The sequence below is a fragment of the Paenimyroides aestuarii genome (assembly GCF_024628805.1).
Taxonomy (GTDB): Bacteria; Bacteroidota; Bacteroidia; order Flavobacteriales; family Flavobacteriaceae; genus Flavobacterium; species Flavobacterium aestuarii_A.
The window spans coordinates 604228-623451 of record NZ_CP102382.1; the positions used below are offsets into that span (position 1 = coordinate 604228).

The following is a 19224-nucleotide window of genomic DNA, read 5'->3' on the forward strand; positions in this document are numbered from 1 at the left end:
AAAGCGATGCTTCATGAACTATATAACCAACATTATTTTAGTGAATTGCGTTTCAGTCAGCTTTTCTTGTTGAAAAAGTTAGGTCTTAAAAGGAACGTTTCTAAATAGAATACCACAAGTGATAATTACCCACATTATCCATAGTTTTGTAATGAAACGAATAAACAGTTCAAATTATGGCACAAACAAAACTTACCATTAACGACAATGGATCGGTTAAAATTGAAGGAGATTTTGAAATAGTAGATAAAAACGGGAATGCTTACGGATTGCAAGGCAGAACGATAGTTTCAATTTGCCGCTGTGGATTATCTAAAAACAAACCTTTTTGCGACGGAGCACACAAAGGGCATTTTGAGCACAATGCCATTGCTTTTGATTTGCCGCCTAAAAAGGTGTAACAACAATGAGTATTTTATTATAAAACAGCCTCAATACGTATGTAAAGAGGCTGTTGTGTTTTTAAAGGCACGGATTGCAAATCCGCGCCATCGGGGTTTTTTAGAGTTTTTTCCTGATACTAATACCATTTTTTTATCAGTTTTACCGTCATTTACAGTGTGAAGAAACTTTCCATATATATTAAAATAGTCTGTATTTGGTCCCGCCTGCATTCCATCAGGGTCAACAAAGAATATCGGATTGTTCTAAGCATAATTATACGGTGTCCATCTTCGTGAGTCCTCCGCCAGTGGAGAAATTTATTTTATAATTCTATCTTTTTTTCTTTTAAATTGTACAAACACTGGAGTTCTATATAATCAACTATCATAGGAGTTTCATCTCTTATTTCTGGTTCAACTTTTTCCCATTCTAAATAATTTGGTATCCTAATTGCATCTCCCTTATCTACTTCATAATAGATGTTATAAGACCCTGTCCTTGCTCTTAAAAGTTCTCTATTATCATTAATTTTAACATAAGGTATGTCATTTTGATAATCCTGTATATGTATATATACATACTTTAAGGAATCTATAATTTCAATATTATCATAATATGACAATTTATATTCACTAATTAAAAAATTTCTATTATTAGATATTTTATATTCATTAATAAAAAAATTAACAATATTAACTAGCTCATCATTTTTTTTTAGACGATCATTCTTCGTGCAACCAATATTGAAAAATAATATTGTACAGATAAGTAATTTATTTAACGTGTGTGTACGGATATACCCCATCATATTTTACTTTGTAATTAGCTCCTTTCGGTCTTATAAAAAAATTAATTTTTGGATCAACAATTTTTGTATTTTCTTTTAAATCTCTGGCAAAAACTCCATCTCCTTTTTTAGCATCTTGATTCACTAATCTTGATTTTTTATGATATGATGAAGGCCAATCTGCTATCAATCCATTTTTGAATTTTGGGTGATTGTGTTCATGGGAACTAATTTTCATTCCTATATTTGAATAGATATTAGACATATCATTAAAAAAGTAATGAGCGGCATATCCAACCGACAGTCCATCATTAAAATATCTACCTGTGTTACCCATAGCAGTAGATATATATTGCCCATTTTGGCTAATTGTCATATATTCCCATTCTATATTTGAATTTTGTGCAATTTTATCAAATAGTTTATCCCCTTTTTTAAAATTATTAGTTTTTAGTTCATTTATTGGTATATCTCCTTTCTTTGTTTCAGTATGTTGAAAATCTTTTTTAAAACTACCATTATCACCATATTTATATTCATCTTTTATTGTCCCTTTATTATCAACAAATTGAACAATATCATCCCCGGCTTTTGTTTCTATATCTACATTTCCAGTATCTACATTTATTTTAATTATATCATCTAAATCATTCAATTGAGAATTTGAAACCGCTTGCATTCCATCAGGATCAACAAAATAAATAGGGTTGTTACAAGCATAGTTATAAGGTGTCCATCTTCTTGAATTCTCCGCCAGCGGATCTACATTCAACCATCTACCAATAGCAGCATCGTAATTACGTGCACCAAAATCGTATAAATCTAATCCTAATTCATCGTTTAACTCTTTACCGCCGTAAGCATATTTATATTTGTTTACAATGCTGTAATCAGGTAAATCGTCTCCTTTTTGTTTTAAACCAAAAGGATAATAATCGCTTTTTTCAATAATCTCGCTTACTTGTATAATCCCGTCTTTTGCATATTCCAACGTAGGGTGGTTTCTAAAACCATCACGGTATGTTAAACGTACGTTTCCTAAATGATCTTTGTATTGATAGGTATAAAGGTATTGATTATTTTCAAATTCTACATAACCTTCCGTATGCGGAAAAAATTTTAACGCATTATCTACATACTGGAATCCGTTAACATAATCGGTAGTTACTAACGCATCACCGCTGGGTTGTACTTGCTTTTTTTGATCGTGTGCCTGTGGCATAGCAACAGTAAGTGTTTTATAACAAAGCAGCCTCAATACGTTTGTAAAGAGGCTGTTGTTTGTTTATTGTTGCTCAAAGTCGTGAGACTTTGCGTAGCTGGGTTTATTTTCTGTTTCTAATTCGTTCTTCCGTGCGAAATACATCCTCTCATCATTTTCGTTTTTTTCTATTATAAGTTTTACATAAGCTTCTTTATCATAACACAATTCATAATACCCAAAAATAGCTTGGATAAAAGGGTAAACACTCTCTTCTTTTTCAACTAATCTATAGTGCCAATTTGAATTTATTTTGCTATCTATAATATCAAATAGTTGACAAGGATAAGTAGCAATAAACCCTCCATCATCTATTAAGTAGGCTTGATAAGTCTTAAAGATGATTATTCCCATTACAAAATATTCTTTATTAACCTCAATTTCATATTCTGCTATTTCAGACACCCCAAATCTTCCAAAAAACTCTTTATTAGTAATCAACTCATATTCATATGGACGTAAGTCTATTCCTCTATTTTTTACACAACGTACTTTCATAATTTATTTAAATTTAAAATCATCGACATATTTAATAATTCCTTTTTCGAATTTTGCTACATAATGTATTACTGTCTTTTTTCCTGTTGAACTTGTATGAACATAATGCATTTTACTCCAACCTGACCAACGCGAATCTTTCAATCCATGAATAATAACTTTCCCAGCAGATGGATTTGACATAGCTTCTTTCATAGCTAATTGTTCTGAAAGATTTACAGCTGTAGTTCTTCCTGTTGTACCTCTTCCTAACGGCACAAGAAAACTACTACCTCTCACAACTAAAAGCTCCGAAGCTATTGCTGGTGCCAAAATGAACCTACACCACCAATATAAGCATACATTGTTTCTTTGGCTCTGGCAGTTTCACCAGTTGCATTTACCCAACCATTGTATGCAAATTTAAAGTTACCTACAAACCCTAAATCACTTTTACGATGATAATCTACATTTTTTATACCTGCTGCATTTAACTCTTTTATACTATTGTAAGTATCTATAGAACCATCGTTATTGTGTACCGAAAAAACATTTGTTGGGTTATAGTATCAAAATGCGGTTTTATTTTCTATACTAATAGCTTTAAAAATTACTGCAAGCCTTTTTAAGTCATACATAATTGCATCATCAGAATTGATAAGTCTTTTAATCTCTTCCAAATCATCAGATAATTGACCTAATGTCAAATCTGTAGGTTTCTCATATGGATTATATAATTCATCATCTAATATATTCCAATAATAATCATTGCTAATTTCTATTTCTTCTCCACTATTTTCTTTTAATTTTGATAAAAGAAAAATTGTAACTTTTTGTAGTTCATCAATATTTATTTTCATATTATCCCCCATTAATTATTTTTTGAATATTATTTCTAAATGTTTGTATTTCATGGTTTAAATGATTTATTCTTGATTGAATAATCTGTTGTCTTACAGCATCATTTGGTGCGTTTTTTAAAAATCCTTTATTATCAAATTTCATAGGATTTTTCATATATTCAAGAAGCTTTGTTTGATGTTTTGCTATTTGGTTTTCATAGGATGCAATAGATTTTAATTTAGAAGCACTTAAAGCAGTTGTACCTACTCTAGCAGCTAAAAATTCAGCTGCAATCTCAGGTATAACAACCGAAGCTACACCACCAATATAAGCATACATAGTTTCTTTGGCAGCAGCTGTTCTTCCTGTTGCATTTACCCAACCGTCATAAGCTTCTTTTAAATTACCTACAAAACCTTTGTCATTTTTATATTGTCGGTTAACATTTTTGATCCCAGCTTTGTTTAATTCAATGGTGCTGTTGTATATATCAATACTTCCATCATTATTATGAACTTCATATACATCTGTTGGGTCGCCATCCCATTTAGTACTTACTTTTTCATACGCATTGTAACTGCCTTTTTTATTATTGTCCGGAAAAACTTTCCAGGTTGTAAGTATACCGCCGTCTTCTTCTACTTGTCCAGAAAAATCTGAACTTTGGAACATTGTACTAAAAGCCACACCCGCATTTAGTAAATCTCTGCCATAACTATCCATTGGTCTGCTTTGCATTCCATCAGGGTCAACGAAATAAATAGGGTTGTTATACGCATAGTTATACGGTGTCCATCTTCTCGAATTCTCTGCTAACGGGTCAATGTTCAACCATCTACCAATAGCCGCATCGTAATTACGTGCGCCAAAATCGTATAAATCTAGCCCTAATTCATCGTTTAACTCTTTACCGCCGTAAGCGTATTTATATTTGTTTACAATGCTGTAATCAGGTAAATCGTCTCCTTTTTGTTTTAAACCAAAAGGATAATAATCGCTTTTTTCAATAATCTCGCTTACTTGTATAACACCGTCTTTTGCATATTCTAATGTAGGGTGGTTTCTAAAACCATCACGGTATGTTAAACGTACGTTTCCTAAATGGTCTTTGTAAATATAGTGATAAACATAATTACCACCATTGTTTTTAACATAGCCCTCAGCATGGGGAAAGGTTTGTAACGTTTTTTATAATACAGCCTCCATGCGTTTGTAAAGAGGCTGTTGGTTTTTATTTATTGCTTATTGCACGGGCAAGATGCCCGCGCCAGCGTGGTGTCATTCTGAACGCAACGAAGTGAAGTGAAGAATCTCAAAGATTCCTCCTTCGTCGGAATGACATTTTAATGTAGTCTGATTATATTACTACAACGATTTCATGTCAATTACAAAACGATATTTCACATCGGACTGCTGCATGCGCACATAAGCTTCATTGATATCGTGCATATTGATTACTTCTACTTCTGAAACAATGCCGTGTTCGCCACAAAAATCAAGCATTTCTTGTGTTTCTTTTATTCCGCCGATTAATGATCCGGCTATATTTCTGCGTTTGGTTATCAACACACCACCGTGAATCGGGAACGGTTCAATGGCTCCGACCATACACATGGTTTTATCGAGCTTTAACAACAATAAATACGGATTTACATCATGCGTTACTGGAATGGTGTTCAAAAGAAAATCAAAACTGTATGCGTGCTGCTTCATCTGCTCGGCATCTTTAGAAATCAACACCTCATCTGCTCCCAATTTCATGGCATCTTCGCCTTTTGCTTCAGATGTGGTAATCATCACCACATGTGCGCCCATTGCTTTGGCAAACTTCACGCCCATGTGCCCCAAACCTCCTAAACCAATCACGCCTACTTTATCGCCTTTTTTTACGTTCCAATGACGCAGTGGCGACCAAGTTGTGATACCGGCACACAATAAAGGTGCAACATTTTCTAACGGAAGATTGGTTGGCACGTTTAACACAAAATCTTCTTCCACTACAATGTTTTCTGAATATCCACCGTAAGTGATGCCACCGTATTTAGAATTTTTAGAATTGTAAGTTCCGGTAAAACCGTTTTCGCAATATTGTTCTAAACCTTCACCGCACGAATGGCAATGTTGGCACGATTCTACCATGCAACCAACACCTACAATATCGCCCACTTTAAATTTTGATACTTCACTGCCCACAGCTTCTACTCTACCAACAATTTCATGCCCCGGAACAGCCGGATAATTCGCGGCCCCCCAATCTGATTTTGCCGTATGCAAATCGCTGTGGCAAACGCCGCAATATGCTATTTTTATAAAAACGTCTTTTGCGTTTAATGTTCTTCGTTCTATGGTATGTGGGCCCAGCGGATCTACCGCATTAAAGGCTGCATAAGCTTTTGTTGCCATTTTTTGTTTTTTATGTTTGATTTTATAAAGTTAGGGAAAGATTTATTTAGATGTAAAAATGTTTACTTAAAATTTTTATGCTGAATTTACTCCCATCCTAACTCTTGTCTTAATTTCTTTGTTTGTTCGGGATCTACTAACGGAATTTCTTTATCGTTTGGATTGTTTCTCCAACTTTCAGGAACGTCTTCAATTTTAAGAAGGTTAAATAGTTGTTTGCCGTTGTATTTATACATCCAAGAATCTATATCTCTAAAATATTTGGAAGAAATATCCTTATTAAGGTATGCTTTTTTATACCAAGGATACAATATTTGCCAAGCTTTTTCAAAAGTATCTTCGTGTTGCATAATGTGTAACTCTACAATACCATAACCATTTTGAATTAACGCAAAAGAATTTCCCTTTGGAAGATTATTTATTTCTTTAGTAACATCAATTAATGTTTCAAAATTATTAGTAAACGTAACACCTTCTAATGTTCTAATTTCTTTAAGTTGATTATCAGTTAAGTCTTTTACGCTGCGTATCATGCTAAAAAAGTTTCTTTGAATTTGATCTTTTTCATGTAACGAATTCAATCTATAAATATCAATCTGTTTATCTAAATTTTCACTTAACCATTCGCTGTGGTTTTTAATATACATTTCTTTAAACCAAACCGCTAAATCGCCTTGAATAATTGCTTTATAATAATTTTCGGATCCTGATGCATAGCTTAAATTATAACCATATTTACGAGTTAGTAAGGTTAAAACTTCTTTAAAATAATCAATGTCGTTGAATTTATAAATTGATGATAATTTTGAATGTAAAATTTCAGGATTGGACTTTTCTTCTAGTTTTTCTAACTCTTTAATATCTGCTTTTAATTTTTGATAAGCATTATCATCTTTAGGGAAATTGTAAATAATCTGCGATGCTAAAGAATCGCGGTAGGTTTGTGCTTGGGTATTTGATATACATAAAAAGCTAAATAACAAGAATAGTGTTTTCATAATTTTGATTTTATATGGATTATAAAGATAATATATTTTATTTGAGCACAAAGCTCAATTTTCCTAGCGTACAAAACCTGAAAAATATTTGGCTTAAAACGTTAAGAAAGTTTATACTCCAAAAAAACGGTACCGTTCAGCAAGCTACTATTAGCAAAAGCGTTTGTAAAGAATGCGATTTGGAAGCGCTTCGCGTGGTTAAAAAATTACGACTGAATCCCATCTTAATTAATGGAAAACCAGAACGTGTTCGGTTCAGAATTCCTATTCGATTGGCTTTAGAATAGTTTTTTAAGAAAATAAAATGTACCTTCGCAACCATAAAGAGAGGTGTCCGAGTGGTTGAAGGAGCAAGCCTGGAAAGTTTGTATGTGGGTAACTGCATCGAGGGTTCGAATCCCTTCCTCTCTGCAAGCAATATATAAAAGCCGACAGTAGTCGGTTTTTTTAATTTCCAATAACAAAACCCGCACGCTGCTGAAAGCATTTATTTTGAAAATTCAGCCGCAAAATCTGTTCAAAAAAACGTTACAAAAACAGCGCATACCAACAAACCCAAAGTCTTTATTTTATTAAAACTTTTGGTTTACATGCTTATTATGGGCTCAAAACAGTCACCCTTTTGGAACATATTATTCGTTTCATTTGTTAAAAAAGAAACTTCTTTCGTTCCAGCTTCAAAATTCATCTTAAACACCTGCTTTTCAAAATTTCCAGATTTATCAGGCGTAAAAACAAACATATCTTCTTCCACGCTAAAAGTTCCGTTTATAAACTGAATATTTTTTACTTGCCCCCACGAATAACCTGCTTTTTCAGTTTGTTCTTTTTTTATAGGATCAAAATGATATGTGGTAATAACCATTTGTGCTAAATTGTTGCTCCAACCATATTCTAAAAGTGTTTCAGTAACATACACCATTGCCTCTTTTTGCGTTTCGTTTTTATAGATAAAACACTTTTTTTCGGTAGCTTCAATTATTGGTTCTTCTATTTCAACGGGTAATTTCTCAACTTGTCGAACGGGTGGTGGTGGAATAACTTTTCTTATCTTCTTTTTTTGTGCCGATGCGCTTAAACACAACAATAAAGCACCAATTAACCATAGACTTTTCATAATCAAACAAGCAATATTTCTTCGTTAAAGATAGAAAAGATTTTGAAACGCGCTTAGGACAAATCAGATAAATCTGTTTCGGGTTGCAGCTCTACCGCTGGTTGATTTTGACAGAACAATCGCGCCGGTAAACTGCCTTTCAACGTAATCTTTTGTCCGTACACTTCCAGCCAACTTCCTTCGCGAAGTCCAAGAACAGGTTGTGAATTAAAACAATGAAATTCGTTAATACGAGTTTCGCGGGTTTCGCCCATGTGTGTAGAACCTTCTACCGGATCCAAATAATGCGGGTTTATATTAAACGGAACCATTCCCAATGTTTGGAAACTCGGTGGGTACACAATCGGCATATCGTTTGTAGTTTCCATAGTTAAACCGGTAATATTGCTTCCAGCCGAACAGCCTAAATAGGGCGTACCGTTTTGCAGTACTTTTTTTAGAGGCGATAAAACGTGTTGCCCATACAGTTGTTTTACCAATAAAAAGGTGTTGCCACCGCCGGTGAAAATAGCTTCGGCTTTTTCAATTGCTGCTACAGGATTTTCAAAAGTATGTAAACCCACCACGTCTTTATCAATTTTTGCAAAAGCATCTGCCACCTTAGCAGTATATGCATCATGCGAAATACCACCTGGCCTTGCATAGGGAATAAACAATATGGTGCTTGCAGTTTTAAAATGATTTTTCAAAACAGGTAGTAAATATTCTAAATACCCCATTCCATGTAGGGTTGATGTGCTTGCAATGAGTAAATGCTTCATAATATTGATGGATGATGTGTGGAACAAACAGCAAACTTATTTATTTAACAATTGTTTACCAAAACGCTGTTTATCTTTTAACACTTTTGCAAATATTTTTGTTGAAATTAAATAAACATTTATGAAGTATCTTTATTTTTTATTGTTTTTTGTTTCAATCAATTCCTTTGCACAAAACCGAAATCTGCACAAAATGCGTTTGATGGCAGAAGCAAATGCTTTTCCACTAAAGGTAATTAATCAAAACACCAATGAAATTGTTACAACAGATAGCGGTGGCTTTTTTGTAATGAACGTTCAAGAAGCAGACGAATTGGCATTGGTTGAAAACGAATTTTATCAATTAAAATACCAACTAAAAAGCAGCGATTTGCAAAGCAGTATTGTTCGAATTTATGCTGAACCTTTAGATATGGTGTTGCAAGAAGTGGAAGTGGAACGAATCACGTCGAAATCATTAGGTATCGATGCTGCTTCAATAAATAAATACATCTACAAACGCAACCCTAACCCGAATATGGATTTTAAGGCACTCTTTTTGTGGGTGGCTAGTAAATTGCGCAAGAAAAAAGAAGCATCGTTGCTGCGCGCTCCTCATGAAATGAATCCGTATGTGGCTTCGCTTCCCAGAAGTGTTATTACCGAATATCTAAAAATACCTGAAGATTTAGTGGAAAAGTTTTACTATTTTATGAACGATGATTATTTGATTGATCAATATATAAAAAATGGCGAAGAAGCCAAGTGGCGCATGCATTTGCTTGATAAATCGTTCCAATTTTTAGAACAACAGCAACCACAAGAGCGTTAAAATCGTTATAATAGATAGGGTGCTTTTAAAAGAATCAATAGTTTTGTATCATGAAAAAAATCAGTAGTTATCGAATCGTTTTCCTTTTAATGCTATTTGTAAGTAGCAGTATGCTTGCTCAAACAAAAAGTGTTTTGGGTAAAGTGGTTGCAAAAACGCGCGATTTAGAAGGGATTTACGTAAAAAATATTACTACCAATGAATCGGCTCTTACCCAAAAAGGCGGTTATTTTTCTATTGAAGCCAGCCCAAACGACACACTGATTTTTTCGGCAGTGCATTTAGTGGGGCGCGAAAAAGTGCTTTCGTATGCAGACATGAACAAATCGTTGGTTTTTATACCTATGGAATTTATCGATAACGTGTTAGATGAACTTGTGATTGACCGCACCGTAAATTCAGAAACCTTGGGCTTTGGCAAAGTAAAGCGATACACACCTGCTCAGCGAAACTTGCACCGAGCAACATCTTCAAGCGGCGGTATAATTGCTATTGATGCCATTGTAAACGCCATTTCGGGCAGAACAAAAATGCTTAAAAAAGCACTAGCACTAGAGGAAGAATATCTTTTTGTAGAAAAAATTTTAAGTAAATTTCCCGAAGAATATTACAGTGAAAAATTACAAATACCTCCACAATATTACATGGCTTTTGGCTATTTTATGGCGCAAGACCCCGTTGTTGTAACATCTTATCAAACCACAAATAGCGAACAATTGAGTTTGCTTTATGCCGAAAAAGCAACTGAATTTTTAGAAATACTTAAGGTGTTAAGATAATTGTTTTGTGTAACTTTGTAGTAAATTTCAGAAAATGTTTACAAGTCTAAATATAACCCCGCTTTTTTTGGGAATTGGTGGCGGTGAATTGGTTTTTATCATGTTGATTATTTTGATGCTTTTCGGTTCTGATAAGGTACCCGAAATGGCTCGTGGATTGGCGCGCATTATTAATCAAGTGAAGAATGCTTCGAACGATATTAAATCGGAAATCACAAAAAGCGTGGAAGAAACCGGTGTTGTGAAAGACATTAAAGATGCGGTAAACGTGGATGAAATAAAAAAACGAATGGGTTATGATGAAATCAAAGAGTCGATGGATATAGATCATTTCAACCCTGTAAACGATATTCAAAAAGAAATCGACCAAACAAAAGAAGACATTGAAAACATGACAGGACCCATTAAGCGCATGAAATAATGTTGGAACAGTTAATACAAAAAGATCAGCAATTGCTGGTGTATCTCAACAATTTGGGAACAGAATTTTGGGATCCGGTTTTTATGTATATCACGCATCAAATCAATTGGTGGCCGTTTTTTTTATTTCTTATTTTTTTACTTCTAAAGAAAATTTCACTGCAACAATTTGGCCTTTTGGTATTGGTACTCACTGTTTTTTTTGTGTTTACCGACCAATTTACCAATTTAGTAAAATACAGCACCGATAGGCTGCGCCCGGTAAACGATCCATTGATTTCGCCTTATTTGCGTATTTTGCGTAAAGCAGGTAGCCCCAGTTTTTTCTCAGGGCATGCATCCAATTCCAGCGGCTCTATTCTCATAATCTTTTTAATCCTTAAGAAATATTACAAATACGCTTGGGTGCTGTTCTTTTTCCCACTATTGTTTGCTTACACCCGAATTTATCTGGGGTTGCATTATCCGTTAGATATCATTTGTGGATATATTTTCGGTATTTCATCGGGCTTTATGTTCTTTTTCGTTTTTAAATTTTTGAATAATAAATACCGTTTAAAGGATAAACAAAAAACGCAGGAAGTAATCAATCAGTAGAATTTTATTTCATAAATAAAGTATCTGTCAATTCCAAAGATTTCATACCATTGATCATACTTATCCATTTCTTTGGCAAAATCGCAATTTCGAAAGGTGTTTTCATCAATTTTTATTGGTTTTACAATTGCCGAAAATAGATATTTTTGATTAAAAGTAAATTTTTGTGCTTCATTTATAAAAATTTTAAAAGCATATCGATCTTCTCTTTTTAAATCATGATTTCGATATAAATTGATAAAATCATAAAACTGATATTGTATGCGATAGTTTATATCGGAATTGCTTTTGGCAAGTATCGTAAAAGGGATTCTTTCGTTTGAAGTATCAACGGGCATCTTGTTAGAATTGAAACAACTGATTTCTTTTACAAGTTTTCCATTAACATACTCTTTTTCAATAATTTCAATATGTAACGAAGAAGTTTCAGCAGTTACAAAATCAAAACTATAATAGGTGTAGCCCTCAAAATTTTTAAGCGCATTTTCAAACTTGGTTTCGTTCATTTTTGATTCAATATGAATCTCTTGTGAAAATACACTAAAAGAAATCAACAAAAATAATACAACATTTTTCATCTACTAAAAATTTATTTTAACAAACGTTTTTGCAGCGGGTAATATTGCATTTTAGTAAAATATTGTAACTTTATAGTAAAAATTTGTGTTATGAGATACGTTGTAATTGTGGCTTATCGGGTTTTTCCGGATAAGCGCGAAGCTTTTTTTAATTTGGTTCGAAAAGAGGCTACGGCATTGGTTCAAAACGAATTGGGAACTTTGCATGTAACCAATATGATTGATCAAATAGATCCTAATAAATTTCTAAACCTAAAGATTTTTGAATCGAAAGAAGCCTATTCTGAACATTTGCAAGGTGCTATTTTAAAAGCCTTTTTGCAAGAGGCTGATGCATTCATTATGGAAGGTCCAACCGTGATTTTTGAGGGGATACACATGTATTCGTGCGATGATTATACGCTGGAACAGAAAAGTGGCGAAGATATGACGGCTTACTTTAAAAGATAGTTTGTAATTTTACAGAAAAACATGCAGCTACAAACCCTTGTGCCCGTTGAGCCTTTATCCAGAAAAATAGATTACTCATCAAAAATTGTGAGTCTAGGCAGTTGTTTTGCAGTACATATTGCACAAAAACTGGCACACTATCAATTTCAAAATACGGTGAATCCGTGGGGGATATTGTTTCATCCATTGGCAATCGAAAAATTAGTAAACACCGCAGTAAAAGCGCGTTTATTTACGCAAAGTGATGTTTTTTGCCATAACGAAATATGGAGTTGTTTGCACACCCATTCCGATTTAAACGAGTTAGACGCTGAAAGCATTGTGGCATCCATCAATCAAAAAACAACTGTTTTCAAAGAAGATTTGCAGACCGCTTCGCATTGTATCATCACATTGGGAACTGCTTGGGTGTATCGGTTTATGGAAACCAACGAAATTGTGGCAAATTGTCATAAAGTTTCGCAACAAAAATTTCAAAAAGAATTATTGTCGGTAGCCGATTGTTTGCAAGCATTACAAGCAATAGAACAACAAATTCGGCAAGTAAATGCAACTGTTCAAATTATTTATACCATTTCACCGGTTCGCCATATTAAAGACGGTTTTGCAGAAAACCAACGCAGTAAAGCCCATTTAATCGCCGCATTGCATCAACATATAGAAAATAATGACCCGCACAATTATTATTTTCCTTCGTATGAAATCATGATGGATGAATTGCGCGATTATCGTTTTTATGGCAAAGATATGTTGCATCCAAACGATTTAGCTGTTGCCTATATTTGGGAGCGATTTGTTGCCCATTGCATGTACCCGGAAGCATTGCCTACGATGAAAAAAGTGGAAGAGGTGCAGAAAGGATTGGCGCACCGCCCATTTAACCCATACACCGAAGCACATCAGCAGTTTTTAGATGTACTAGCAATGAAACTAGATGATTTATTAGAAAACTATCCATTTATGAAATTTAGATAAAATGATAAAGAAAGCCTTAATATTTGCTGTGATTTGTATTGCATTGGGCAGTTTATTCACTTTTTTTATAATGCGAAAAAGCGCACAAAAAAACGAAGTGGTGCCCGACACTGAACTCATTCAGCAACAAATGAAAAACGTGAGCAAATTGGTAGTAAACGAAGCCAAAATAGCACAGATTTACAATTATAAAGATGAAAAATCGTTTATGAATCTACTCTCGTTCGATAAAAAAGCGATGGTAGTTGTTAATGCCGATGTGCAAATCATGTACGATTTATCTAAGCTGGAATATACCATAGACGAAGCCAACAAAATCGTAAAAATTACATCTATTCCTAAAGAAGAATTGAAAATCAGTCCGGAAATTAAAATTTACGATGTAGAAGAATCGCGGTTTAATGCATTTGAAGGTGCCGATTACAACATCATTCAAGAAAGTGTCACCAAACAGTTTCACGAAAAAATCTCCCAATCGAACATTCGTGCAAACGCCCAAAACCGTTTACTGAGCGAATTGAGTAAGTTTTTGGTGGTCACCCAATCCTTGGGTTGGCAGTTGCAATACCAAAATCAAACCATTGCAAATACCGAAGATTTGAATACCTTCCTACCACTTTAGAACCAGTTGATTCACCGTCGTTATCCTCGGTTTTGTTCATCATAAAAAGCAAAGCAAGCAAACTTTTAAAAATAAATGTGTTAATTTTTTAACAGCTACAAATTTTTTTTATACTTTAGGGGTTTAATTACAAAACTTAAAAATATATTTTTTATGAAAATTAATAAACTACTCTTTTTTCTATTGGCACTCGTGAGTTTAAATTCATGTGTGGAATATGTAGATAACGGAACAAAACCAGACGGACCAGAGACACCGGAGCAACAAGTTTTTAAAGCAATGCATAGCAATCCGGAAGAAGCAAAATATGTAAATGACAAGTTTACTTTTGAAGCTACCTTAAACGGTGTTGATGTTACATCTACCACAAAGTTTAGAGTGAACGGTGTAGATATTCCTGGAAACACCTATGTACCATTTAAAGAAGGTTCTCATTCGGTGTTGGCTTCAATGGATGACTTTACAGCTAGCTTTAAATTTACTGTTTTAGAAGAAGACACAACGCCAGAGCCAACTGGTAATAGAATTGAGTATGGAGGAAATTCGTACCCAGTTTCTGAAGTATTATGGCTTGTGCATGCTGAAAATAACCAAATTAAACCATACAACCGTAATGGAGTTACTTGCACGGTTTGGGCAATGCTAGCAATTGAACTTGACAGTAATGATGAGGTTATTAATCAATTCCTTACGTTTACCTATGTTCCAATTAAAGCAAATGGTAAATTAGCTTTCCCAAATAATACACCAGGTCCGTTCGAACATTTAAATGGAGGGGTAGTAACTATTAATGGTAATGATGTTTTTGATACAGCAAATGTCGTTTATAATTTTGCTGGAACAGGTAATACTTCCCCTGCTGATGATTCACCATCACCTTGGACTGGCACAGCTAACTTTACCGGCTTGGCTACAGGAACGGGTAGTGGTAATTCTGCGGAGTTATTCTGGAATGGAACTTGGAATGGTGGTGGAAGAAATTTACTAGCTAAAGCTAAGATGGGTAATATCCTAAATGGCTTTGATGTAAAGCAAATCAAAAATTTTAAAACAATTGAAAGCGCTACCACTTTAGAGCTTAAAAAATAATAAAGTTTAAAACGCAATACTTAAAAACGCTGCTGTAACAGGCAGCGTTTTTTTATGTACACTAATAAACCATTAAATTACAACCGCGAATATCAGACTGATCAAATCTGCCTAAGACTTCAAAAGAAAAATCGGGGTGTTTTTTACCTAAATCTTGTGTGGCAATAAATGCACACGAATTCATATTTGCCAAATCAATTACATTGATACCGCCTGTTTTTCCATTTTCAATAATCGATAGCGGGTCTTCGGCATCTCTAATCAACACATCCATCCACGGCGGACATTCAAAAACACCGTCTCCAAATGAATATGCTTGCGAAAGTAATTCGGTCATTCCGTATTCTGAATGAATTTTTTCTACCCCAAAACCAGTTGTCAAAAGCCCGTGCAATTCTTCGCGAATTAGTTCTTTGCGCTTGCCTTTCATGCCACCGGTTTCCATCACAATAGTGTTTTTTAAATGGAATTTTTGCATCTCAATAAGGTCTAACAACGCATAGGTAACACCTATCAACAACACATTTTGTCCGCTCTGGTCTAATTCTACTAATTTCTTTGCAAGTTCCCTGTAATTATGAAGATAGAAGCCAGAATCGGGATGATTGGATCCTTCTATAAAATCTTTTGCCATATAAATAAGCGAAGAACCTTCGCGCTCTAAGTAGGAAGGCAACAATGCCAAAACCGCATAATCTTCTATATTGCCGTAAAACTTTGAAAAGGAAGTACGAAAACTGGCTTCATAGAACCTCAAGTCGGTCACATGATGTTTAGAAGTGATAATTCCTGTAGTTCCACTGCTTGTGAACGTGGTTTGCACGGCATTTGTTGTGCTTAACACATCTTTCGATTTAAAAAACTCGATAGGCAAAAAAGGAATCTCTGTAAGATGCTTCACATTATCCGGACTTTTCTTCAACAACAAACAGTATTTTTGATACACTTCGTTGTGCTGAAACTGATAGCGAAACACTTTCATCGCTGTTTTATGAAACTCTTTGGTGGTATGTATCGAAATAATATCTTCGGGTGTAAACACAATTATTGCTTTTTAAAATACAAAATTACAAATAAAAAAAGCATCTCGGTGAGGAGATGCTTTTTGTTGTATGTTGCTGTTGATTATTTAATAATCACTTTGCGTGTAGCTGTTTTACCAGCTTCGTTGATTTTTGCTACATAAATTCCCGCTTTTAACGAAGAAACGTTTATTTGCGAAACCGTAGTAACATCTAATACTTTTTTACCGGTTAAATCGAACAACTGTACGTTTTTCTCAGCAGTACTGTTTGATGTAATGTTTAAGATTTCATCTGCCGGATTAGGAAAAATACTTAAACCTTCGATGTTGTTTTCTTTTGTTGAAGCAGCACAAATACTAATTGGACTTTTAGTATTTCTCGGAGCAGGTGCAGCTACAATAAAATCTGATGCGTTATCGTCAGTGTCAACACATCCATCACCACTTCTAAAAGCTGCAGTAGTACTTGAAATAACAGCTGAAGCTCCAGTACCTTCAAAAGCATTTGCTGATCCCACACCAACAAAATCAATTACATTTGCATCTGTTGGAGATGTGATTGTAGTATCATCAGAAGTAAGGGCGATTTTAAGGTTACTTCCACTCATTGATAATAATTCATTACCTGTTGGGGTAAAATCAGGGTCTAAATCAATTGTTCCTCCCGCACCTGTAGCTTGTTGGATAAGATAATACTGTCCTGGTTGAATAGTAACACTTGGAAGATGTGTTTTGTTTGGATTTGTTGCTGTACCTCCAAATACTCCTGAAGCAGATGCATATTGCAATGTATAACCTGTGATATCCACAGCTACAGCACCTCTGTTAAATAACTCAACAAAATCACTTTTGTAATCTGCCCCATTATTCCCACCGCCTCCATAGACTTGGCTAATAACAATTTGCGCATTTGCTGCAAAAGAAGCTGCAACAATTGTAATTAAAGTGTAGATTTTTTTCATATCTAATTGATTTTAAATTTTATGGTACAAATTTACGGTAAATTTTTGAAGTGTAAAAAAAGGAATATTAATAAATTGTTTTTTTTATAAAAAAGCCCGTAAACATGTTACGGGCTCTTCTTTATTTTATGATGATTTTTCGGGTAATGCTGTTGTTTTTGTCAGTGAGTTTTAAAATATAAACACCTGCTTTTAAATTGCTCACGTTTAGTTCTTTCTGGTATCCGTTCATTTCTGCTATTAAAATGCGTTTACCCAGCATATCGTATAATTCTATAACCTTTGCCGAGTTGTTCTCGGCATTGATATAAATTTTGCCGCCGGTAACCGGATTGGGATATATCTGCACCTTTTCTAAGGTGTTTTCGGTCTTGGTTTGCTCTGCTATTCCACTGTTTTTGGCTGTTTGCGCGGTTGCTGAAAAGCCGGTTATTAGTAACAGTAAGAATATATATAGGTATTTTTTCTTCATAGTTTTTATTTGAATACGTAAATATATAAAAATAATATCAAATAAAATACCAAAAAATAACCACAAAAATAAATTTGTGGTTATTTAGGAAGATTTTAACTGATTTACTGCCGTTATTGTCTTTGCTTTACTTGTTTTTCTTTAACAAAATATGACAAACTGACTTCACTTGGTGGCAGTACTTTTTGAAATGTATTACAAACCTACTGTCCAGCCGGTTGCCCAAGTTGGGGTTGCTGTTCCGTTACCTGCTCCTGTAGCGGTTGCATCTTCGGTGAAGATTGCGTTTACATCTGCTGCAGAACCATCGGTTTTCTTACCTTTTGCTTTGGTTGTGATATTGTCGAATTTCACGCGGGTAGCTTTTAATTCGCCACTTGCCACATAGCTGATGCCTTCATCGTGCTCTACATCGAAACCTGTTCCAAAGTTGCTCAAAACCACATTGTCGAAATTTGCTTTAGTACCTACTCTTAGTTTCATTGCGTGGTTTTCTCCACCGCCATTGTTACCAATCAATGTAAGGTTTTTGATTGTTGGGTTTGCAATTGGCGCTGCCATGTGGTTGTTTGAGTTGTTGTCTGCTTCAATTCCACGGTTACCGTCGTTGGTTCTTTTTCCGTACCAATTTTCGTTCATACCGTTCCAACCTTCTGTCCAGTCAAACAAATCATCGCCCACTTCGCTTGCAAAGTTTGTTACTACTAAATATTTGGTATCAACAGTTCCTCCGAAAAACTCAAAACCATCGTCTGAACCATCGTGTACTTGTACATATTCAACAGTTGTTCCTTTACCCACACCAAACATTGAAAGTCCGTTGAACTCTTTATCTGCATTGTATGCGTAACCTGAATATTCAATTCTTAGATATTTGATTGCTCCTGAATTGTCGTTTGTTTCTGTACCACCATAGGTTAATTCTGAAACTTCTGCAGTAGCTGTTGTTCCTTTGTTGATTGGTGCTTTACCACAAATTACTAAACCACCCCAAGATCCTGGTTTTTTAACTTCGGCAGTCATGATTACCGGGTTTGCTGCTGTTCCTTCTACAAAAATTTGTCCGCCTTGCGCTACTGCAATGTATCGAACTGCATCAAACTGACCCGAAGCTAATTGTGTTGCTTCAATTCGAACACCTGGTTTAATGGTTAATTTTGCACCTGCTCCTACGATTAATTTTCCGGTTAATTTATAAGTTCCTTCGGTTAAAATTACATGTCCTTTTGTGATTTCACCTGTTAATGCATTGCGATCTACTTTAAAATCGGTTTCACCCGGCGTTGGTTCTTCTGTAACTGGTGTGCTATCATCGCTAGAGCAAGAAACTGCTGTTGCTGCTAATGTTAATGATAATAATGTGAAGCTAAATAGTTTTGAAATTGGCTTTTTCATTTTCTTTAAAAATTTATTA

At 34.6% G+C, this 19224-nt stretch carries 25 protein-coding genes, 1 tRNA gene and 1 pseudogene; 11 read left to right on the forward strand and 16 right to left on the reverse strand.

The window, feature by feature from the left end:
* The first annotated feature begins 176 nt into the window (after nucleotides 1–176).
* On the forward strand, nucleotides 177–401 hold the full coding sequence (locus NPX36_RS02910) for a CDGSH iron-sulfur domain-containing protein (protein ID WP_257499929.1): 225 nt from the start codon (nucleotides 177–179) through the stop codon (nucleotides 399–401).
* Between the two features lie 305 nt (nucleotides 402–706).
* Here NPX36_RS02910 and NPX36_RS02915 read toward each other — a convergent pair whose 3' ends face one another.
* The 9 genes and pseudogenes from NPX36_RS02915 to NPX36_RS02955 all read right to left on the reverse strand — a co-directional run bounded on the left by NPX36_RS02915 (nucleotide 707) and on the right by NPX36_RS02955 (nucleotide 7153).
* Nucleotides 707–1192, reverse strand: coding sequence for a hypothetical protein (locus NPX36_RS02915; RefSeq protein WP_257499930.1), 486 nt, complete (start codon nucleotides 1190–1192; stop codon nucleotides 707–709).
* Nucleotides 1158–2393: an RHS repeat domain-containing protein gene (locus NPX36_RS02920; protein WP_257499931.1), complete on the reverse strand. Its 1236-nt coding sequence runs from the start codon at nucleotides 2391–2393 to the stop codon at nucleotides 1158–1160. Before NPX36_RS02920 ends, NPX36_RS02915 begins: the two co-directional genes overlap by 35 nt.
* A 63-nt stretch (nucleotides 2394–2456) precedes the next feature.
* The gene (locus NPX36_RS02925) at nucleotides 2457–2930 is read right to left on the reverse strand and encodes a hypothetical protein (protein ID WP_257499932.1); all 474 of its coding nucleotides are present in this window, start codon (nucleotides 2928–2930) and stop codon (nucleotides 2457–2459) included.
* A gap of 3 nt (nucleotides 2931–2933) precedes the next feature.
* Nucleotides 2934–3242: a hypothetical protein gene (locus tag NPX36_RS02930; protein WP_257499933.1), complete on the reverse strand. Its 309-nt coding sequence runs from the start codon at nucleotides 3240–3242 to the stop codon at nucleotides 2934–2936.
* Nucleotides 3243–3478: 236 nt separating this feature from the next.
* Entirely contained in the window at nucleotides 3479–3781 is a 303-nt protein-coding gene (locus NPX36_RS02935; protein WP_257499934.1) for a hypothetical protein, read from the reverse strand.
* Nucleotides 3771–4475 carry a hypothetical protein gene (locus NPX36_RS02940; protein WP_257499935.1) on the reverse strand — a complete coding sequence of 235 codons (705 nt, stop codon included), beginning with the start codon at nucleotides 4473–4475 and terminating at the stop codon, nucleotides 3771–3773. Before NPX36_RS02940 ends, NPX36_RS02935 begins: the two co-directional genes overlap by 11 nt.
* Before the next feature lie 24 nt (nucleotides 4476–4499).
* Nucleotides 4500–4868: pseudogene (locus NPX36_RS02945) on the reverse strand (RHS repeat-associated core domain-containing protein); the annotation flags it as partial.
* 249 nt (nucleotides 4869–5117) lie between these two features.
* On the reverse strand, nucleotides 5118–6155 hold the full coding sequence (locus tag NPX36_RS02950; protein WP_257499936.1) for an NAD(P)-dependent alcohol dehydrogenase: 1038 nt from the start codon (nucleotides 6153–6155) through the stop codon (nucleotides 5118–5120).
* An 86-nt stretch (nucleotides 6156–6241) separates the two neighbouring features.
* On the reverse strand, nucleotides 6242–7153 hold the full coding sequence (locus NPX36_RS02955) for a hypothetical protein (protein WP_257499937.1): 912 nt from the start codon (nucleotides 7151–7153) through the stop codon (nucleotides 6242–6244).
* A gap of 41 nt (nucleotides 7154–7194) precedes the next feature.
* On the opposite strand from NPX36_RS02955, the gene NPX36_RS02960 reads away from it, so the two are divergent.
* Together NPX36_RS02960 and NPX36_RS02965 are read left to right on the forward strand one after the other, a co-directional pair.
* On the forward strand, nucleotides 7195–7440 hold the full coding sequence (locus tag NPX36_RS02960) for an energy transducer TonB (RefSeq protein ID WP_257499938.1): 246 nt from the start codon (nucleotides 7195–7197) through the stop codon (nucleotides 7438–7440).
* A gap of 37 nt (nucleotides 7441–7477) precedes the next feature.
* Nucleotides 7478–7564: transfer RNA gene (locus tag NPX36_RS02965), tRNA-Ser, on the forward strand.
* A gap of 175 nt (nucleotides 7565–7739) precedes the next feature.
* On the opposite strand, the gene NPX36_RS02970 is transcribed toward NPX36_RS02965, so the two are convergent.
* On the reverse strand, nucleotides 7740–8270 hold the full coding sequence (locus tag NPX36_RS02970; RefSeq protein WP_257499939.1) for a hypothetical protein: 531 nt from the start codon (nucleotides 8268–8270) through the stop codon (nucleotides 7740–7742).
* 53 nt (nucleotides 8271–8323) lie between these two features.
* A complete protein-coding gene (gene pepE / locus NPX36_RS02975; protein WP_257499940.1) occupies nucleotides 8324–9031 on the reverse strand; it encodes a dipeptidase PepE in 708 nt (235 codons plus the stop codon).
* Between the two features lie 121 nt (nucleotides 9032–9152).
* Between pepE and NPX36_RS02980 the strand changes: the two genes are divergently transcribed.
* The 4 genes from NPX36_RS02980 to NPX36_RS02995 are packed head-to-tail and all read left to right on the forward strand — an operon-like array spanning nucleotide 9153 to nucleotide 11638.
* The gene (locus NPX36_RS02980; RefSeq protein WP_257499941.1) at nucleotides 9153–9842 is read left to right on the forward strand and encodes a hypothetical protein; all 690 of its coding nucleotides are present in this window, start codon (nucleotides 9153–9155) and stop codon (nucleotides 9840–9842) included.
* Between the two features lie 50 nt (nucleotides 9843–9892).
* On the forward strand, nucleotides 9893–10621 hold the full coding sequence (locus NPX36_RS02985; RefSeq protein WP_257499942.1) for a hypothetical protein: 729 nt from the start codon (nucleotides 9893–9895) through the stop codon (nucleotides 10619–10621).
* 34 nt (nucleotides 10622–10655) lie between these two features.
* Nucleotides 10656–11042, forward strand: coding sequence for a twin-arginine translocase TatA/TatE family subunit (locus NPX36_RS02990; protein ID WP_257499943.1), 387 nt, complete (start codon nucleotides 10656–10658; stop codon nucleotides 11040–11042).
* Complete coding sequence (locus tag NPX36_RS02995) at nucleotides 11042–11638, forward strand: phosphatase PAP2 family protein (protein ID WP_257499944.1); 597 nt, start codon at nucleotides 11042–11044, stop codon at nucleotides 11636–11638. The genes NPX36_RS02990 and NPX36_RS02995 overlap by 1 nt, the downstream gene beginning before the upstream one ends.
* On the opposite strand, the gene NPX36_RS03000 is transcribed toward NPX36_RS02995, so the two are convergent.
* Nucleotides 11632–12216: a hypothetical protein gene (locus NPX36_RS03000; protein ID WP_257499945.1), complete on the reverse strand. Its 585-nt coding sequence runs from the start codon at nucleotides 12214–12216 to the stop codon at nucleotides 11632–11634. The genes NPX36_RS02995 and NPX36_RS03000 overlap by 7 nt on opposite strands.
* A 90-nt stretch (nucleotides 12217–12306) precedes the next feature.
* Here NPX36_RS03000 and NPX36_RS03005 point away from each other — a divergent pair, with 90 nt between their 5' ends.
* The 4 genes from NPX36_RS03005 (at nucleotide 12307) to NPX36_RS03020 (ending at nucleotide 15352) form a co-directional block, all read left to right on the forward strand.
* Nucleotides 12307–12666: a putative quinol monooxygenase gene (locus NPX36_RS03005; protein WP_257499946.1), complete on the forward strand. Its 360-nt coding sequence runs from the start codon at nucleotides 12307–12309 to the stop codon at nucleotides 12664–12666.
* Nucleotides 12667–12687: 21 nt separating this feature from the next.
* A complete protein-coding gene (locus tag NPX36_RS03010; protein WP_257499947.1) occupies nucleotides 12688–13641 on the forward strand; it encodes a GSCFA domain-containing protein in 954 nt (317 codons plus the stop codon).
* A gap of 1 nt (nucleotide 13642) precedes the next feature.
* On the forward strand, nucleotides 13643–14263 hold the full coding sequence (locus NPX36_RS03015; RefSeq protein ID WP_257499948.1) for a DUF4230 domain-containing protein: 621 nt from the start codon (nucleotides 13643–13645) through the stop codon (nucleotides 14261–14263).
* A gap of 210 nt (nucleotides 14264–14473) precedes the next feature.
* Entirely contained in the window at nucleotides 14474–15352 is an 879-nt protein-coding gene (locus NPX36_RS03020) for a hypothetical protein (protein ID WP_257499949.1), read from the forward strand.
* Between the two features lie 61 nt (nucleotides 15353–15413).
* Here the strand turns inward: NPX36_RS03020 and NPX36_RS03025 are convergent, their stop codons facing one another.
* The 4 genes from NPX36_RS03025 to NPX36_RS03040 form a co-directional block, all read right to left on the reverse strand.
* Nucleotides 15414–16394 (reverse strand): LuxE/PaaK family acyltransferase, encoded by a 981-nt coding sequence (locus NPX36_RS03025; RefSeq protein ID WP_257499950.1) that lies wholly within the window; start codon nucleotides 16392–16394, stop codon nucleotides 15414–15416.
* An 83-nt stretch (nucleotides 16395–16477) separates the two neighbouring features.
* Nucleotides 16478–17338: a lamin tail domain-containing protein gene (locus NPX36_RS03030; RefSeq protein ID WP_257499951.1), complete on the reverse strand. Its 861-nt coding sequence runs from the start codon at nucleotides 17336–17338 to the stop codon at nucleotides 16478–16480.
* A 121-nt stretch (nucleotides 17339–17459) separates the two neighbouring features.
* Nucleotides 17460–17810, reverse strand: coding sequence for a T9SS type A sorting domain-containing protein (locus tag NPX36_RS03035; RefSeq protein WP_257499952.1), 351 nt, complete (start codon nucleotides 17808–17810; stop codon nucleotides 17460–17462).
* A gap of 195 nt (nucleotides 17811–18005) precedes the next feature.
* Nucleotides 18006–19205, reverse strand: a complete 1200-nt coding sequence (locus NPX36_RS03040) for a hypothetical protein (RefSeq protein WP_257499953.1) — start codon at nucleotides 19203–19205, stop codon at nucleotides 18006–18008.
* Between the last annotated feature and the right edge of the window lie 19 nt (nucleotides 19206–19224).

Excerpts from the sequence above, each read along its gene's own strand:
- NPX36_RS03010 (WP_257499947.1), top strand. The coding sequence starts at position 12,688 with ATGCAGCTACAAACCCTTGTGCCCGTTGAGCCTTTATCCAGAAAAATA.
- NPX36_RS03030 (WP_257499951.1), bottom strand. The coding sequence starts at position 17,338 with ATGAAAAAAATCTACACTTTAATTACAATTGTTGCAGCTTCTTTTGCA.
- NPX36_RS03035 (WP_257499952.1), bottom strand. The coding sequence starts at position 17,810 with ATGAAGAAAAAATACCTATATATATTCTTACTGTTACTAATAACCGGC.
- NPX36_RS03040 (WP_257499953.1), bottom strand. The coding sequence starts at position 19,205 with ATGAAAAAGCCAATTTCAAAACTATTTAGCTTCACATTATTATCATTA.
- NPX36_RS03015 (WP_257499948.1), top strand. The coding sequence starts at position 13,643 with ATGATAAAGAAAGCCTTAATATTTGCTGTGATTTGTATTGCATTGGGC.
- NPX36_RS02955 (WP_257499937.1), bottom strand. The coding sequence starts at position 7,153 with ATGAAAACACTATTCTTGTTATTTAGCTTTTTATGTATATCAAATACC.
- NPX36_RS02950 (WP_257499936.1), bottom strand. The coding sequence starts at position 6,155 with ATGGCAACAAAAGCTTATGCAGCCTTTAATGCGGTAGATCCGCTGGGC.
- pepE (WP_257499940.1), bottom strand. The coding sequence starts at position 9,031 with ATGAAGCATTTACTCATTGCAAGCACATCAACCCTACATGGAATGGGG.
- NPX36_RS03005 (WP_257499946.1), top strand. The coding sequence starts at position 12,307 with ATGAGATACGTTGTAATTGTGGCTTATCGGGTTTTTCCGGATAAGCGC.
- NPX36_RS02980 (WP_257499941.1), top strand. The coding sequence starts at position 9,153 with ATGAAGTATCTTTATTTTTTATTGTTTTTTGTTTCAATCAATTCCTTT.
- NPX36_RS02920 (WP_257499931.1), bottom strand. The coding sequence starts at position 2,393 with ATGCCACAGGCACACGATCAAAAAAAGCAAGTACAACCCAGCGGTGAT.
- NPX36_RS02915 (WP_257499930.1), bottom strand. The coding sequence starts at position 1,192 with ATGATGGGGTATATCCGTACACACACGTTAAATAAATTACTTATCTGT.
- NPX36_RS02970 (WP_257499939.1), bottom strand. The coding sequence starts at position 8,270 with ATGAAAAGTCTATGGTTAATTGGTGCTTTATTGTTGTGTTTAAGCGCA.
- NPX36_RS02990 (WP_257499943.1), top strand. The coding sequence starts at position 10,656 with ATGTTTACAAGTCTAAATATAACCCCGCTTTTTTTGGGAATTGGTGGC.
- NPX36_RS02910 (WP_257499929.1), top strand. The coding sequence starts at position 177 with ATGGCACAAACAAAACTTACCATTAACGACAATGGATCGGTTAAAATT.
- NPX36_RS02995 (WP_257499944.1), top strand. The coding sequence starts at position 11,042 with ATGTTGGAACAGTTAATACAAAAAGATCAGCAATTGCTGGTGTATCTC.
- NPX36_RS02925 (WP_257499932.1), bottom strand. The coding sequence starts at position 2,930 with ATGAAAGTACGTTGTGTAAAAAATAGAGGAATAGACTTACGTCCATAT.
- NPX36_RS02985 (WP_257499942.1), top strand. The coding sequence starts at position 9,893 with ATGAAAAAAATCAGTAGTTATCGAATCGTTTTCCTTTTAATGCTATTT.
- NPX36_RS03000 (WP_257499945.1), bottom strand. The coding sequence starts at position 12,216 with ATGAAAAATGTTGTATTATTTTTGTTGATTTCTTTTAGTGTATTTTCA.
- NPX36_RS02940 (WP_257499935.1), bottom strand. The coding sequence starts at position 4,475 with ATGGATAGTTATGGCAGAGATTTACTAAATGCGGGTGTGGCTTTTAGT.
- NPX36_RS02935 (WP_257499934.1), bottom strand. The coding sequence starts at position 3,781 with ATGGGGGATAATATGAAAATAAATATTGATGAACTACAAAAAGTTACA.